The following is a 15,687-nucleotide window of genomic DNA, read 5'->3' as shown; positions in this document are numbered from 1 at the left end:
ATGTCTGCTATCACGATCTACACGACGCCGACTTGCCCGTACTGCCTCGCGGCCAAGGCACTGCTTGCGAACAAGGGCCTGTCGTACAGCGAAATCGACGTGCAGAACGATCGCGCGACGGCGCTTGCGCTGATCGAGCGCACGGGACGCCGCACGGTGCCGCAGATTTTTATCGGCGACACGCATGTCGGCGGCTTCGACGATCTCAATGCGCTGGAGACGGCGGGGCGTCTCGATCCGCTGCTCGACGCGAACGCGGTGCGCCAGGCAAAACGCGTGGCACGATGATAAAGCCGCGAACGGTGCAGGCCGTTCGCGGTTTTTTCTTTGCAGCGCGCGTCCGTCACGAACCGACGCGCGGAAGATAGGGCGCGGGATCGACGGGCTTGCCGTCCTTGCGGACTTCGAAGCGCAGTGAGCCGGCTCCCGAGCCTGCTTGCGTTTCGCTCTCCGCCATTTCGGCGATCGTTTCGCCGCGCTTGACGGTCGTGCCTTCCTTCACGAGCAGTTTGCGGTTGTGTCCATAGGCCGTTACGAGCGTGTCGTCGTGCTTGATGACGATCAGCTTCCCATACGGCTTGCCGCCGTCTCCCGCGAACACGACACGGCCAGCGGCGGCTGCTTTCACCGGATCGCCGGCTTTGGCGGCGATCACCATGCCCTTCGATCTCGCCTGTCCGTACACCGCGTTGAGCATGCCGCGCGCGGGCCAGCCGAAGCGGGTCTTGTCGCTTTTGTCGTTGTCGCCCCTGTCTTTGTCATTCTTGTCATTCTTGTCGCTCTTGTCGCTCCTGTCGCTCCTGTCGCTCCTGTCGCTGTCGTTCCTGTCGGCGGCGGCTTCGCGTTTCGCGGACGCTTTGGACGCGGCTTGCGCGGGCGTCGTCGCGAAGGGCTTGCTGTCTTCGGCTGCATCGGGCGGCGCGACGCGCAACACGCCGCCCGGTTCGATGTGGTTCATATCCTGCAGGCCGTTCCATTTGGCGATGTCGTCGGCGCGTTGACCGTGAGTCGTCGCGATGCGATAGAGCGTATCGCCGGGCTTCACGCGGTAATAGCCTTCCTTCACGGGCGCGAACGGCCTCGCCGTGCTGGCCGTTACGCGCGGCGCCGGCTGGCTTGCCGACGTCGCCGCTTGCATCGGCGCGCTGTACGACCGGTCCTCGGGAGCCATCTGCCAGGGCAGCGACGTGCAACCGGCGTTCGCCAATAGCAGTGCGAGGCCTGCGCCCAGCAGCAGATGCGCGCCGCGGTTCGATTGCGTGTGTGTCATGTCGTCTTCCTCTTGTCGTTCGGCCATGCGGCGCATGTAAGCGCACCTGGGCGATTCGCAGCCCAAAGGCGTAGAACGCCGCTCAGACAGTGAAAGTTGACGCTTGCTTCCGGAATCCTGAATGTTTTACAGAGCTTCGCATTCGCGCTTTTTGCCGGCGCGTTTGTGTTGCGAAGTGTGCGCGGGAAGATGGATTGAATCGTGATCGGCGGGCGCCGATCGGTTGCTCAAGGTGTGACCTTTCGGCCATCGAGGCGTCACGCGCGAACGCGCTCGCGTGCAACGGCTATTACGGGCGGCGCTTTTTCCATGCGTAACCGGCAGGCGGGTCCGCTGCGCCCGCCTTGCCGACCGAGCGCGGGTTCTCGCTGCACAACGTGACGAAGCTCACATCGTCGCCCGCCGCCTGTTTCTTGCGCAAGGCCTCGGTGAACGCGAGCGCCTGAGTCATCTCTTCGTCGCCGAACCGCTCGAAGCGAGCGGTTGCCGTCGACGCATTGCCTTCTTCGAGCCAGTACACGACAAACATGCGTCCGCCCTTCTATGCGTCGTTATACGGCTTCATGACGGGCTGTCCGTGGGATCGTCGAGCGATACGCCCAGCTCACCCGCGAGACGCTCGACGAGCGCTTCGAGCCGCTCGACGCGTTCGCTCAGCTGCCGTTGCTGCGCGCGCAGCGATTCGAGTTCGCCGGGCGGCAGCGCATCGTCGGACAGAGCCGCGCCGCGCGTCAGCTCGGGCGACGGCTCGCCGCACAGCAGATGCATCCAGCGGCTTTCGCGCTCGCCCGGTGTGCGCGCGAGCTTGACGACGCGCGGCGGATCGTTGGCCGCGAGTTCTTCGAGAAACGCTTCGACCGACGACGTATCGGCAAAGCCATGCAGGCGCGACGTCGCGAGCCGCAGTTCGGCGGCCGTCTGCGGACCGCGCAGCAGCAAAGCGGTCAACAGCGCGGCCGACTGGCGCGGCAAGCCGAGCACGCGCTCCATGTTGTGCTCGTAGCGCGGCACGCGGCTGCTGCTGCCTTCGAGCACGAGCGACAGGCGCTTCAGGCTGTTGATCGCGTCCATGATCTCGCTTTCGCTGACGTTCATCACGGGCGAGCGCGAAGTCTTCTGGTTGCAGCCCGACGCGAGCGAATTGAGCGACAGTGGATAGGTATCGGGCACAGTGTGCTGCTTCTCGAACAGCACGCCCAGCACGCGCGCTTCGAGCGGCGTGAGCGCGCGCATGGCGGGGCGCGGGGAATCGTCGGTGGTGGCGTTCATCGGCAATAGACTCGGGTTGTATGCGGCGGCGCGCGTTGGCGCGATCGCGCGAGCGTCGCGGCTCGCGCGTTAGCATAGTCTATTGTCCCCGTAAAAGGACGGAAAGTCGTGCGCGCGCGATGTGCGCCGATGATCGCGTTTGCTGCCGCTGCCGACGCTAGATGTTGTAAGGCTCTTCGGGCACGTCGAATACGGCGTCGTCGATGTCGAATTGCAGCGAGCAGTTTTCCGCCGATTCGCCTTGCGTCCGCATTGCATCGACGCGCTGGCGCACCAGGTCTTTCAGACGGCCTTGCACGATGCGCCGTTTCGCGGTATCGAGCGCGGCATAGTGGTTGATCTGATGATCGCTGATCTCCAGCCTCGCGACGCAGCGCGCGTCGAGCGTCGTATCGCGGCCCGTTTCGACGACCCACGACAGCGTGAGAAACGTGGTCGCACCCTCCTGATACGCGCTGACAGTCGGCGATTTCGGCGACTCGAAGGTAGCGGCGAGGGCCAGTTCGATTTCCTCGATGCGCTGCGACAGATCGATCGTTTTCATGACGGCTCCTTTCGAAGGTTCATCCCGAGTTTTCCTCTTCCGTTGCAGCAACCCGGGTGCCATGTCCGATGCAGCACGTGGATAGCAGGCCGTCATTCGCGCGCGGTACACTGCGAGCTTCCACTGATCGCCGTTGCCGCCGTTGCAACGCCGAACGACAGCAATCCAAAGGAGCCATCGCCATGCGTACGAGCGCCCGCAACCACTTTGCAGGTCAGGTAACAGCTGTCAAGACAGGGGCCGTCAACGACGAAATCACGCTGCGCACGCAGGAGGGACTCGATATCGTCGCGGTGATCACGCACGGCAGCGCGGCATCGCTGGGACTCTCGGCGGGCAAGGCGGCGTTCGCGCTCGTGAAGGCGTCGTCGGTGATCGTGATGGTCGACGCGGACAGCAGCAAGGTGTCGGCGCGCAATTGCGTTGCGGGCACGGTCGCGTCGGTGATGAAGGGCGCCGTCAATAGCGAGGTCATCATTGCGGCCACGGGCGGCGCGCAGATCGCGGCCATTGTCACCAACGACAGCGTCGAGCGGCTCGGCCTCGCGAGCGGCAAGGCGGCTGCGGCGATCTTCAAGGCGTCGAGCGTGATCGTCGGCGTCGATCAGTAAGCGGTTTGGGGAAAGGGCGGCCCTGTGTCTCGATGCGCCGCGTTTGTCTTGCGACGACATAATGACGGAAGCGCGTGGTCGTCAGCGGCGCGCCACGACGAGCGCGATGCCGCCCAGAATGGCGATCGAGCTTAGCGCGAGACGCGCGGTCAGCGGTTCGCCGAGCAGCGTGATGCCGCCGATCGCGGCGATCAGCGGCACGCTCAATTGCACGGTCGCGGCCGTGGCGGCCCTGAGTTCCTTCAGCGCCGCGTACCAGATCACATAGCCGACACCCGATGTCAACGCGCCGGATAGCGCCGCGAAAAACAGCCCCGTTGCGTCGATCGACATGCGAGCGAACGTGCTGCCGCTGACGGCAATCGCGAACGGAACAGCGCGGATGAAATTGCCCGCCGTCGTGGCGATCGGGTCGGCGGCGCCTTTGCCGCGCAGCGAATAGACGCCCCACGCGACGCCCGCGCACAGCATCAGCAGCGACGCGACGGGAGCCGGCGCGCTGAGGCCAGGCAGCACCAGACCGACGAGGCCCGCAAGCGCGCATGCGACGCCCATCCATTGACGCGCATGCAGATGCTCGCCACGCGCGAGAGCGCAGCCGATCATCGTCGCCTGCACGGCGCCGAACAGCAGCAGCGCGCCAGTGCCCGCTGCGAGCGATACATATGCGAACGAAAACGCCACCGCGTATGCGATGAGCGCGAAGGCAGAAATCCAGTTGCCGCCGACCGGCAGCGAAATCCGACGCGCGCGCAGGATGATCCATAGCGTGACGGCCGCGGACACGACGCGCACGGTCGTGAACGTCGCGGGATCGACGGATGTGCCCTTGAGCGCGACACGGCACAGCAGCGAGTTGCCCGCGAATGCGAACATCGCGACGATCGTCAGCAAAGCGATGCGCATGCGTTTGGAAAGCGGCGAGGAAAGGGTTGCGTCGGAAGTGCGCACGATACTTTAACGTCGAGTCGCGCAGGCGCGCATCACGCAGTGCAGCGCAAGGCGATAGCGAAGGCACAAAGGGGAAAGCGCCGGACAGCAACGAAAAAGCGTTCGCTGTCCGGCAATCGTGAAGTTCATGCGCGCCATGTCATGACGACGAGGCGCGCTGCTGCATCGCAATCAGGCCATCGCGGACGGCTTGATGTTCTGGTTGTGACGGAACAGGTTCTGCGGATCATAGCGGTCTTTCACGGCGACGAGACGCTCGTAGTTCGGGCCATATGCCGAGCCGATGCGCGCCGTTTCTTCTTCCGTCATGAAGTTCACGTAGACGCTGCCGAGCGCGAACGGTGCGGACGCATCGAAGAACGCGCGCGCCCACGCGATGCAGCGCTCGTCGTCGGCGGCTTCCGTCCAGCGGCCGTGCACGTTCATCACGTACTTCGCGTCGCGATTCGAGTAAGCGGTCGCATCGGGCGCGACGCGCATCGTCTGTCCGCCGATTGCGCCGAAGAAAATCTCGCACTGCGGCGACGGCAGATTGCCGATCGCATCGACGAATGCGTCGATCAGGCCATCATCCAGCGTCGCGAGATTGTGCGACTTCCAGTAGTTGCGCGCGCCGGGCGTGAGCAGCGGATCGAAGGCCTGTTGCCATGCGGTATACGGCATCGGCCCGAGATGCTCGCCATAGGGCGTGCCGAACTTGCGCACCTCGTCGACCACGCCCGGACCATTCGCTGCCGGCCCCGTGTAGCAGATCGCGAACGCGATGATCGGCTTGCCGTGCACGTCGGCGCTGAGGAAGGGCAGCGGCGGCGCGAAGCGCGCGACGGCCCAGACGGTCAGCTCGTCGGGCCACGTCTCGAAGGCGGCGCGATATTTGACGAGCGCATCGCGCGCCTGATCCATCGGCAGCACCACGAGGCCGCCGTACACTTCCGGGCCGACAGCGTGCAGCTGGAACTCGAACATCGTGACGACGCCGAAGTTGCCGCCGCCGCCGCGAATCGCCCAAAACAGGTCCTCGTGAGAGTCGGCGCTACAGCGCAGCAGTTCGCCATTGGCGGTGACGACGTCGGCGGAAATCAGGTTGTCCACCGACATCCCGAAGCGCCGGCTCAGCCAGCCGAAACCGCCGCCGAGCGTGAGGCCCGCGACACCTGTCGTCGAATTGATGCCGAGCGGCGTGGCGAGACCGAGGGCCTGCGCTTCATGATCGAAGTCGCGCAACGTGCAGCCAGGCTCGACATAGGCGCGGCGCGCGACGGGATCGATCCGCGCGGACTTCATCGGCGACAGGTCGATCAGCATGCCGTCTTCGCACACGGCACTGCCCGCGATATTGTGGCCGCCGCCGCGCACGGCCAGCAGCAGGCCGTTGTCGCGGGCGAAATTGACGGCGCGACGCACGTCGGCTGTGCCCGCGCAGCGCACGATGATCGCGGGGCGACGGTCGATCATTCCATTCCAGATGCTGCGCGCTTCATCGAACGATGGATCGCCGGGCAAGACCACCTGGCCTCGCGTGAGAGCTTTGAATTCATCGATTGCACTGCTGGACAGATTCGCCATGCTACACCTCCGGTACAAATGAACGACGTCCGACCCCTCGATCATGTCTGATCAAAGTAGTTCGGACGACCTGGCTTTCATTCAGTAAAACGGGGAGGCTCGGCGTGTACAAATTAACGTATACCCGCATGCGGCTTCGTCGCTTTCAAAACGCGGTCCAGGCGGGCTGTCGATCGAAAAAGCACTGCAAAACAAGGCATTTTCTGAACGACACACGGATGGAGTGCTCCGGGAAAACGCGTTGCATCGCGTGACCGTGGCGCCAGCGCGAATGCATCGCCGGGATGTCAACGCATCGCGCTTCGCATGTCGTGATGATTCACGCGAGCAAAGTGGCTCTTACGCATGACATGAAGCGTTCGGTCGCTTCGTCCCTTATCGCATCGCTAAACGGGAGCGAGTGCGAGTCGGTATTCCCATAGCGCCGTTGAAGCAGCCACGCATGCACATCTTTTAGCGAGAGCCGAAGGGACCATCGCGCGATGAAAAAAAGCGCGAGCGACGCGCAATGACCACAAATGTCTCCAGCAGCTTATTGCGAATTGTTACTGTTCATGTAATGATATCGATTCGCATTTAGGAAATGACCAGCCCGGCGAAAATCCGGCTTGGCGGGGCGATTCGCGCGCCAGTCGCGCGAACCGGACGGGTGCCGCTTGCCCGTCGCAGCAAGAAAAATCAGCGACAACGACAGGGAATCGAGATGCATCGAACTACGCCATTCGCAGCGGCCGTCATGGCCGTCTTTGCGACGCCGCTCTACGCTCAAACGACGACGCCTGCCGCTGCACCGGCAGCCAGCATTGCCCAGGCCGACTCGTCGACGCCTCCCGCCAGCCAGCCCTCCGCCAGCCAGCCTTCAGACAACGCCACGCTGCCCGCCGTCAAGGTGACGGGCCAGGCCGACAACTCCCGCGACTTCCAGCCGGAAACATCGAGTGTGGGCGCCAAAGTGCCGACCGCGCTGCGCGACATTCCGCAGGCGGTGACCGTGGTGCCGAAGGCCGTGCTGCAATCGCAGGCGGTGAGCTCGTTCAGCGACGCGCTGCGCAACGTGCCCGGCATCACGATCGGCGCGGCGGAAGGCGGGCAGATCGGCAACAACATCAACCTGCGCGGCTTCTCGGCGCGTACCGACATCTATCTGGATGGCTTCCGCGATCGGGGCCAGTACTATCGCGATACCTTCAATCTCGAATCGATTGACGTGCTATATGGTCCGTCGTCGCTGTACTTCGGGCGCGGCTCGACGGGCGGCGTGATCAACCAGGTGAGCAAGGAGCCGGAACTGAAAAAGCGCGCCGACGTCTCCGTGCAGGCGGGCACGCACGACCGCTATCGCACGACGGTCGACCTCGACACGCCGATCACCGACACCTCCGCGTTCCGCATCAACGCATTCGGCCAGAGCCTCGGCTCGTCGCGTGACGTGATGAAGAACAAGGACTACGGCGTCGCGCCCGAGGTGAAGTTCGGCATCGGCACGCCGACGGAGATCACGCTGTCCGCGCTGATCCAGCACAACCGCGATCAGCCCGACTACGGCATTCCGCCGCTGAACGGCCATCCCGCGCCCGTGAATCGCGGTACGTTCTACGGCTATACCGACGACCGCACGATTCAGGACGTGCAGACGTTCAGCGCGCGCATCCAGCACCGCTTCGACGACGGCCTCGTCCTGCGCAACCAGACGCAGTTCAGCCACTACAGTACGGAAGCGCGCGCGACCAATGCAGCATCGGTGCTGCCGGGCCCGCTCGCCACGTCGACGGCGCTCACCAACGGCAACTTCACGACGCTCGATCCATCGCGGCTGTTCGTCAAGTTGCAGGGCAAGGACCGCAACATCAACGATCATTCGATCTACAACTCGACTGACTTGCAGGCGAAGTTCGACACGGGTCCGCTCAAGCACGAGGTGGTCACGGGCGTCGATCTGAGCCACGAAACGTACAGCAATCAGAGCTTCACCGCGACATCGCCGGGACTGCCGTCGAACACGATCGGCGTCGTGCCGCTCATCGATCCGCCGTACACGACGCGTCCGTCGAACGTGAAGGAAGTGGCCACCAATCTCGCTGAATCGAGCGCGAACGGCGTGGGCATCTATGCGAACGACACGGTGTCGATCGGCCAGCACTGGAAGGTGGTGGGCGGCGTGCGCTGGGACCGCTACGAGGCGTCGATCCACAATTCGATCAATGTGCCGGGCTATGCGACGCAGACCAACTACTTCACGAGCGTGCGCGGCGGCATCATCTGGCAGCCGAGCGACTGGCAGTCGTACTACGTGTCGTATGGCACGTCGTTCGATCCGTCGCTCGAAGCGCTGACGCTGACCAACGGTCAGCAGAACCTGCCGCCCGAGCACAACAAATCGTATGAAGTCGGCTCGAAGTGGGATCTGCTCGGCGGCGGCCTGTCGGTGACGCAATCGCTCTTCAACATCGAGAAGACGAATGCGCGCACGCTGAACGCGGACGGCACGTATACGCTCGACGGCGATATCCGCGTGCGCGGCTATCAATTGGGGCTGGCCGGCCACATCACGAACAAGTGGCAGGTGTTCGGCGGCTACACGTACATGAACGGCGAGATCCTGAAGGCGTTCGACGGCACGCAAGGCAAGGTGCCCGCGAATACGCCGCGCAACATGCTGACGCTGTGGACCACGTACGCGTTCACGCCGCACTGGGAAGTCGGCGGCGGCCCGACCTACGTGTCGTCGCGCTACGCGGCGAACAACAACCTCGTGCAGGTTGGCGGCTACACGCGCTGGGATGCAATGGCCGCGTATCACGCGAAGCGTTACGACATCCAGTTCAACGTGCTGAATTTCACGGACAAGAACTACTACGATGCGCTGATTCCGTCGGACGGCGGACGCGCAGTGCCGGGTCTCGGCCGCACGTTCCTCGCGACGTTAAACTATCGCTTCTTCTGATCGCCTGAAGCGAAAGGCTTACCGGGTCCACGAAAAACCGCGCGCTTTCCTGCACGAAGCCCTTCACGCAGAAAGCGCGCTGACGCACGGTTGTGCAGGAAAGTTGAACGATGATTGTCTCGATACCGGACGTACTGAGTCCCGCCGAAGTCGCCGGCATGCGCGCGCAACTCGAAGCCAGCGACGCATGGGTCGACGGCCGCGCGACAGCCGGCTATCAGGGCGCGCCCGTCAAGCGCAACCAGCAGATTGCCGAAGGCTCGCCGATCGCACTGGAATTGGGCGACCGGATCATCGCATCGCTGGAGCGTCATCCGCTCTTTATCAGCGCCGCGCTGCCGAACAAGGTGTATCCGCCGCTCTTCAACCGTTATGAAGGCGGGATGCATTTCGGCAATCACGTCGACGGCGCGATACGCCTCGTGCCGGGCAGCGGCGCGCGCATGCGCACTGACATCTCGATCACGCTGTTTCTCACGCCGCCCGACGAATACGATGGCGGCGAACTGCTGATCGAAGATACGTTCGGCGTGCACGAAGTGAAGCTACCGGCCGGACATGCAATCGTCTATCCGGGCACGAGCCTGCATCAGGTGCGCCCCGTGGCTCGCGGCGCGCGCGTGTCGAGTTTCTTCTGGGTGCAGAGCCTCGTGCGCGACGACGCGCAACGCGCGATGCTGTTCGACCTCGACGGCGCGATCCAGCGGCTCAACGCATCGAATGGCGACGAGGCCGCGCGTCGCACGTTAGTGGGCTGTTATCACAACCTGCTGCGTATGTGGAGCGAGACGTAAAAACGCCCGCATGACAGCGGGCGTTCATGTCAACAACGAGCTGTAAAGAATCAGCCCGGCACCATGCCCGTCAGCACATAAGCCTGCAACAGCGTAATCAGGCCGACGACGAGTGCGAACAGCAGACTGTGCTTCACGGTGAAGCGGAAGAGCTCCGACTCGCGTCCGACGAGGCCCGTCGCCGCGCACGCAACGGCAATCGACTGCGGCGAGATCATCTTGCCCGTCACGCCACCCGACGTGTTCGCGGCCACGAGCAACGTGTCCGACACGCCGATCTGATGCGCGGTCGTGTGCTGAAGCGAGCAGAAGAGCGCATTCGACGACGTGTCCGAGCCCGTCAGAAACACACCGAGCCAGCCGAGCACAGGCGAGAAGAACGGAAACGCGGCGCCCGTGCCGGCCAGCAGCAGCGCGAGCGTCGACGACATGCCCGAGTAGTTGGCGACGAACGCGAACGACAGCACGAGACCGATCGACAGAATGGGTCGGCGCAATTCCTTCACCGTCTCGCCGAACGTCGCGAGCGCATCGCGCGGCTTCACGCGCAACAGCACCATCGAAATCAGCGCCGTGACGAGAATCGCCGTCCCGACAGCCGAGAGCAGATCGATCTTCAGCACGGCCTCATAGGCCTTCGGCGTCGCGACGATAGGCGCCGTCTTCATCACGAGCTGGTCGAGACCGGGGATCCTGAACTTGAGGATCGTGCCGGCGAGCGCGCCCTTCGCGGCGAACAGCGCCTTGAACGGTTGCAGGCTCCACACCGTCACGACGGCCGTCAGAATGCCGAACGGCGCCCAGGCGCGGACGGTCTGCGCAAGCGTATAGGGCGACGCCTGGCGGCTCACGCCCGTTGCGCCATTCGATCCACCGAATCCACCGCCGAAGCCGGACAGCGCCGCTGCGCCGCCGCCGACCGTGCTGCTGACTCCGCCGCGTGCCGTATCGTGCGCGCGGCGCGGCTGCCACACCTTCAGGAACGACGCGAGCGCGACGAGGCTCACGAGCGCCGACGTGATGTCCGGCAGTTCCGGCCCGATGTGATTCGACGTGAAGTACTGCGTGATCGCGAAGCTGCCGCCCGCGACGAGCGCGGCCGGCCACGTCTCCTTGATGCCGCGCTTGCCGTCCATCATGAACACGAGCCAGAAGGGCACGGCAAGCGAGAGCAGCGGCAACTGGCGGCCCGCCATCGCGCCGATCAGGAACGGATCGATGCCCGTCACCTGGCCCGCGACGATGATGGGGATCCCCATTGCGCCGAACGCGACGGGCGCCGTGTTCGCGATCAGGCAGAGGCCCGCCGCCTTCAGCGGATCGAAGCCGAGACCGACGAGCAGCGCCGCCGTGATCGCGACGGGCGCGCCGAAGCCGGCCGCGCCTTCGAGGAACGCGCCGAACGAAAAGCCGATCAGCAGCAGTTGCAGGCGCTGGTCATCCGTCAGCGCGAGCACCGACGCGCGGATGATGTCGAATTGCCCCGTCTTCACGACGAGCTTGTAGAGGAACACGGCCGTCACGATGATCCACGCGATCGGCCACAAGCCGTATGCGAAGCCGAAGCCCGCCGCGGCGAGCGCCTGTTGCACGGGCATGCCATACGCGAACACGGCCACCGCCAGCGAAAGCAGCAGCGTGCCCGCCGCCGCGACGTGCCCCTTCAGGCGCAGTCCCGCGAGCGCGACGAAGAAAAAGATGATCGGGATGCTGGCCGCGAGCGCGGAGAGCCATAGACTGCCGAGCGGCAGATAGGTCTGATACCACGGGTGCATGTCGGTCTCCTCCGAATATGCGTCAATGAATCGTTGTCGGCGGCGTGCAGCCGCGTGCGGACGCATCGCCACTCATGGGCGATGCGTGCGCGTCGGTGTGGGTTGGCGAATCTGCGATGTGCGCGGGCTATTCGGGCTGCCGGCGTTCGCGCATCAGGTCGTGCAGGCTGCGCGCCGCGGGCTTCAGCGGCTCGCGGTGCTGGGTCCAGCCCATCTGGTTCTTCGGCGCGAACGCGCGCAGGCGCGTCGCGGCCCAGCGCAGCACCCGGTAAGCGCGCGGATGCGCGAATGCGCCGCTCCAGAAGCGCCACACGAACTGTTCCTCGCGGCTGAACTTCGCGCCCTGTCCACGCAATGGATGCGCGACCACTTCGTTCGGATTGCGGTTCGCTTCCGTGCGCAGACGCACGAGCAGTTCGGGAATCGGAATGCGCACGGGGCACACTTCGCCGCATGCGCCGCACAGGCTCGATGCCGTCGGCAGATCGGCTGTTTCGTCGAGGCCGAGCAAATGCGGCGAAATGATCTTGCCGATCGGGCCCGGATACGTCGTGCCATACGCATGCCCGCCGATACGCGTATAGACGGGGCAATGATTCATGCACGCGCCGCAGCGGATGCATTGCAGCGTCGCGCGCAACTGCTCGTCCGCGTAGGCCTGCGTGCGGCCGTTGTCGAGCAGCACGACGTGCATTTCGCGCGGACCGTCGCGTTCGCCTTCGCGTCGCGGGCCCGTGATCAGATTGAAGTATGTGGTGATCGCCTGGCCCGTTGCGGAACGCGTCAAGAGGCTCGACAGCGGCACGATGTGCGACAGCTTCTCGACCACTTTTTCCATGCCCATGATTGCGATGTGCACGTCGGGCACGGTCGTGGACAGGCGTCCGTTGCCCTCGTTTTCGACGAGCCACAGCGTGCCCGTATCGGCGGCGGCGAAGTTGACGCCCGACAGGCCGATATCCGCATCGACGAACGCTCGCCGCAATGCGCGGCGGCCCGTCTGGATCAGCTCGTCGACATCTTCCGTATAGCGCGTGTCGGGAATGTGCGCTTCGAATAGCTCCGCAATGTCGGCCTTTGTTTTGTGAATCGCGGGCATCACGATATGCGACGGCTTTTCGTGCGCGAGCTGCACGATGTACTCGCCCATATCCGATTCGATGCAGTCGATACCGCGTGCTTCGAGGTAATGGTTGAGCTCGATTTCCTCGCTCGCCATCGACTTGCCCTTGATCACGCGCTTCGCGTCATGGGCTTGCGCGATGCCGTGAATGATCGACGTGGCGTCGGCGGCCGTTTCAGCCCAGTGCACGTGCACGCCGCGCGCCGTCAGCTTTTCTTCGAGTTGCGCGAGCAGATCGGGCAGGCGCGACAGCGCATGACGTCGCACCGATTCGCCGAGATCGCGCAGATGCTGCAACTCGTCGTCGTCGGGAAACTGCGAGCGGCGCTTCGTCTGCAGAAAGTCCATTGCGCCGCGAAAGCTGCTGCGCAGTTTCGAATCGTCGAGCGCGGCACGCGCGCGCGCCTTGAAGTCCTGCGTCGGCACGAAGTGCATCGGGGTGGCGTTCATGCGGCGTCTCTGTGCGTGTTATTGACGTGATCGGCGTCGCGTTCGACGATCACGACCCACAGTTCGCGCGGGCCATGCGCGCCGTAAGCGAGCGTCTGCTGGATATCGGACGTCTTCGACGGCCCGGAGATCAGTACGAGATTCGTCGGCATGCCGGCTTGCCATTGCTCGGCTCGCATCGCCGAGTGCAGGTCCGCATGCAGCGAATCGGCGTAGACGAGTGCGATATGCAGCGGCGGCACGAGCGACATCGTGCGCGGCGAGCCCGCGTCGGGCGCGACGATCAGCGTGCCCGTCGATGCGATGCCCGAGCGCGCGACCGTGAAGCCGGCGTCGATCGTTTCGAAGAGTTCGGCTTTCCAGCTTTCGATTGGCCGGTCGTACGTGTGTGTCGCGACGGAAAGCGGCAGCGCGCGTTGCAACGCCGCGCCTTCCGCACGCGACGTATCGAGCAGCACGCGCTTCACGTTCGCATCGGCGAGCCGTTGCGCGATCAACGCGGGCCACGTGCGCGCCGTCGCGCGAAACACCTCGGCATGCGAGGCGGCGAGCGCGGTCTGCATCGATTCGACGAGCGCATGCGTCGATAGCTCGTCGGCCCGACGCGCGGCGCGTCGGCTGTCGTAATGCAGATCGATGCGCGCGTCGAGACGCTTCAGTTCGTCGCTGGAAACGTCGGTGGGCGCGGCCGCGCGTAACCGTCCGAGCATGCGTTCGCGCGCATTCATGCGTTGTCTCCGTTGCCCTCGTTGCGAGCCGTGCGGCCTTGCGTGCGCCGCCACAGAAAGCTCGCGAGATGTTCGACTTCGATGGGCGCGCCTTGATGGCGTGCCGCGTGTCCGATGTTCAGCAGGCAACCGCAGTCGGCGGAAACGATTCGCTCGCAGCCCGTTGCGCATGCGGAGGCCACCTTGTCGCGCACCATCGCGCCTGAGATGTCGGGATGCTTCAATGAGAACGTGCCGCCAAAACCGCAGCATTCCGATTCGCGTTCGTGCTCGATGCGCGTGACGCCCGGCAACGCATCGACGAGTTCGACGCCATGCACGCGCGTGCCCATTTCACGTCGCGCCGCGCACGACGTGTGCAGCACGACGCGTTCAGCGGGCGCATCGGTGGTGGAGGGGAGTTCGATTTGCATCACGCGCAGAAGGAATTCGCTCAGCTCGTACACGCGCTCGCCAAGCTCGCGGGCTTTCTCCGCCAGCGCAGGTTCGTCGGCGAAAAGCTTCGGCCAGTGATGGCGCATCATGCCTGCGCACGAACCGGACGGCACGATGACAGGCCACGGCTTCGAGAAAAGATCGAGCTGGGCGCGCGCGACATCGCGTGCCTGTTCGGGATTGCCGCTGCTATACGCGGGCTGGCCGCAGCAGCTTTGCTCCTGAGGAAAGTGCACCACGAGCCCTTCGCGTTCGAGCAGCCTGACGGCGTCGAGTCCGGCTTCGGGCACGAACAGATCGACGAGGCAGGTCGCGAACAGATAGACGTCGCGCGGGGCCGCCGGATATTGCCTTTCCTTCATATCTCGCTCCAGAATGCGTCCGCTTTTTGCGTTGCCTGCATTTGCATGCGGCTTCGCGGATCGCTTGCATCGTTGGCGCATGATTCCGAAATCTGCGCGACAATTCAAATTGGTTGGACCACTGGACGCGATTCACGCAGGAGAAGCCGCATGGCGACGGGGACGAGGAACAGGGGCAGAGTGGAGGGCGTGATGCGCAAGATGGAAACGGCGCTGCTCGACGGCACATGGCCGCCGGGTTCGCGCCTGCCCGCCGAGCGAGCGCTCGCCGAGCGCTACGACGTGTCGCGCAACACGGTGCGCGAGGCGATCCAGCGGCTCGCGGCGCGCGGTTTGCTGCAAAGCCGGCGCGGCGCGGGCGTGTTCGCAACGGATCAGTTGCGCACGGGCATTGCGTCGCCGTGGGGTCAGCTGGTCGCCGATCATCCCGTGCTGCGCGACGACATTCTGGAATTCCGCCGCGTGCTGGAAGGCGCGACCGCCTATTTTGCGGCGATGCGCGCGAGTTCCGCCGACATCAAGCGCATCCGTTCGCTGATGCGCGAACTGGAGCGCTCGCATGCGTGCGACGACCAGGAGCGCGAAGCCGCCGCCGATGCGCAACTGCACGACGCGATCGCGCTCGCGTCGCACAACACGATGTTCCTGCATCTGCATACGAGCGTGCTGGGGATGCTGCGCGAGCACATCACGATCAGCGGCAACGACGTGCGCTTGCGCGGCCGGGAGGCATCCGGGCAACTGCTGGTCCAGCATCGCGCGGTCTGCGACGCGATCTGCACGCGGCGCCCGGAAGAAGCGCGCACGGCGATGCACACGCATATCGACTACGTGCGCAGCATCCGCGATCGGGAGGATTGAGTCG

At 64.5% G+C, this 15,687-nt stretch carries 16 protein-coding genes; 5 read left to right on the top strand and 11 right to left on the bottom strand.

Annotation, left to right across the window (positions count from 1 at the left end; genetic code table 11):
* On the top strand, positions 1-288 hold the full coding sequence (gene grxC, locus AABE10_RS13415; protein WP_342933721.1) for a glutaredoxin 3: 288 nt from the start codon (positions 1-3) through the stop codon (positions 286-288).
* A gap of 55 nt (positions 289-343) precedes the next feature.
* On the opposite strand, the gene AABE10_RS13410 is transcribed toward grxC, so the two are convergent.
* The 4 genes from AABE10_RS13410 to AABE10_RS13395 form a co-directional block, all read right to left on the bottom strand.
* The gene (locus AABE10_RS13410) at positions 344-1,270 is read right to left on the bottom strand and encodes a M23 family metallopeptidase (protein WP_342933720.1); all 927 of its coding nucleotides are present in this window, start codon (positions 1,268-1,270) and stop codon (positions 344-346) included.
* Positions 1,271-1,559: 289 nt separating this feature from the next.
* Complete coding sequence (locus AABE10_RS13405; protein WP_342933719.1) at positions 1,560-1,799, bottom strand: hypothetical protein; 240 nt, start codon at positions 1,797-1,799, stop codon at positions 1,560-1,562.
* Positions 1,800-1,831: 32 nt separating this feature from the next.
* Complete coding sequence (locus tag AABE10_RS13400) at positions 1,832-2,539, bottom strand: YceH family protein (RefSeq protein WP_342933718.1); 708 nt, start codon at positions 2,537-2,539, stop codon at positions 1,832-1,834.
* A gap of 157 nt (positions 2,540-2,696) precedes the next feature.
* Positions 2,697-3,083, bottom strand: coding sequence for a hypothetical protein (locus tag AABE10_RS13395; protein WP_342933717.1), 387 nt, complete (start codon positions 3,081-3,083; stop codon positions 2,697-2,699).
* A 182-nt stretch (positions 3,084-3,265) separates the two neighbouring features.
* Here AABE10_RS13395 and AABE10_RS13390 point away from each other — a divergent pair, with 182 nt between their 5' ends.
* Positions 3,266-3,694, top strand: coding sequence for a TOBE domain-containing protein (locus AABE10_RS13390; protein WP_342933716.1), 429 nt, complete (start codon positions 3,266-3,268; stop codon positions 3,692-3,694).
* An 81-nt stretch (positions 3,695-3,775) separates the two neighbouring features.
* Here the strand turns inward: AABE10_RS13390 and AABE10_RS13385 are convergent, their stop codons facing one another.
* The 3 genes from AABE10_RS13385 to AABE10_RS13375 all read right to left on the bottom strand — a co-directional run bounded on the left by AABE10_RS13385 (position 3,776) and on the right by AABE10_RS13375 (position 6,920).
* The gene (locus AABE10_RS13385) at positions 3,776-4,600 is read right to left on the bottom strand and encodes a DMT family transporter (RefSeq protein ID WP_342933715.1); all 825 of its coding nucleotides are present in this window, start codon (positions 4,598-4,600) and stop codon (positions 3,776-3,778) included.
* A gap of 216 nt (positions 4,601-4,816) precedes the next feature.
* Positions 4,817-6,211, bottom strand: coding sequence for an FAD-binding oxidoreductase (locus AABE10_RS13380; RefSeq protein ID WP_342933714.1), 1,395 nt, complete (start codon positions 6,209-6,211; stop codon positions 4,817-4,819).
* 532 nt (positions 6,212-6,743) lie between these two features.
* Positions 6,744-6,920, bottom strand: a complete 177-nt coding sequence (locus AABE10_RS13375) for a hypothetical protein (protein WP_342933713.1) — start codon at positions 6,918-6,920, stop codon at positions 6,744-6,746.
* Between AABE10_RS13375 and AABE10_RS13370 the strand changes: the two genes are divergently transcribed.
* Both AABE10_RS13370 and AABE10_RS13365 read left to right on the top strand, forming a co-directional pair.
* Positions 6,915-9,155, top strand: a complete 2,241-nt coding sequence (locus AABE10_RS13370) for a TonB-dependent siderophore receptor (protein WP_342933712.1) — start codon at positions 6,915-6,917, stop codon at positions 9,153-9,155. The genes AABE10_RS13375 and AABE10_RS13370 overlap by 6 nt on opposite strands.
* A gap of 110 nt (positions 9,156-9,265) precedes the next feature.
* Positions 9,266-9,949, top strand: a complete 684-nt coding sequence (locus AABE10_RS13365) for a Fe2+-dependent dioxygenase (protein ID WP_342933711.1) — start codon at positions 9,266-9,268, stop codon at positions 9,947-9,949.
* Between the two features lie 50 nt (positions 9,950-9,999).
* Here the strand turns inward: AABE10_RS13365 and AABE10_RS13360 are convergent, their stop codons facing one another.
* The 4 genes from AABE10_RS13360 to AABE10_RS13345 all read right to left on the bottom strand — a co-directional run bounded on the left by AABE10_RS13360 (position 10,000) and on the right by AABE10_RS13345 (position 14,822).
* Positions 10,000-11,724, bottom strand: coding sequence for a lactate permease LctP family transporter (locus AABE10_RS13360; RefSeq protein WP_342933710.1), 1,725 nt, complete (start codon positions 11,722-11,724; stop codon positions 10,000-10,002).
* Between the two features lie 127 nt (positions 11,725-11,851).
* On the bottom strand, positions 11,852-13,297 hold the full coding sequence (locus AABE10_RS13355) for a LutB/LldF family L-lactate oxidation iron-sulfur protein (RefSeq protein ID WP_342933709.1): 1,446 nt from the start codon (positions 13,295-13,297) through the stop codon (positions 11,852-11,854).
* Entirely contained in the window at positions 13,294-14,025 is a 732-nt protein-coding gene (locus AABE10_RS13350; RefSeq protein ID WP_342933708.1) for a lactate utilization protein C, read from the bottom strand. Before AABE10_RS13350 ends, AABE10_RS13355 begins: the two co-directional genes overlap by 4 nt.
* Entirely contained in the window at positions 14,022-14,822 is an 801-nt protein-coding gene (locus AABE10_RS13345) for a (Fe-S)-binding protein (RefSeq protein WP_342933707.1), read from the bottom strand. The genes AABE10_RS13350 and AABE10_RS13345 overlap by 4 nt, the downstream gene beginning before the upstream one ends.
* A 150-nt stretch (positions 14,823-14,972) precedes the next feature.
* Here AABE10_RS13345 and AABE10_RS13340 point away from each other — a divergent pair, with 150 nt between their 5' ends.
* A complete protein-coding gene (locus tag AABE10_RS13340; protein ID WP_342933706.1) occupies positions 14,973-15,683 on the top strand; it encodes a FadR/GntR family transcriptional regulator in 711 nt (236 codons plus the stop codon).
* Positions 15,684-15,687: the final 4 nt, after the last annotated feature.

This window comes from Paraburkholderia diazotrophica (genome assembly GCF_038900755.1).
Taxonomy (GTDB): Bacteria; Pseudomonadota; Gammaproteobacteria; order Burkholderiales; family Burkholderiaceae; genus Paraburkholderia; species Paraburkholderia diazotrophica_A.
Note: the sequence above shows the minus strand (reverse complement) of the source record. Positions and strands in the feature narration are given on the sequence as shown.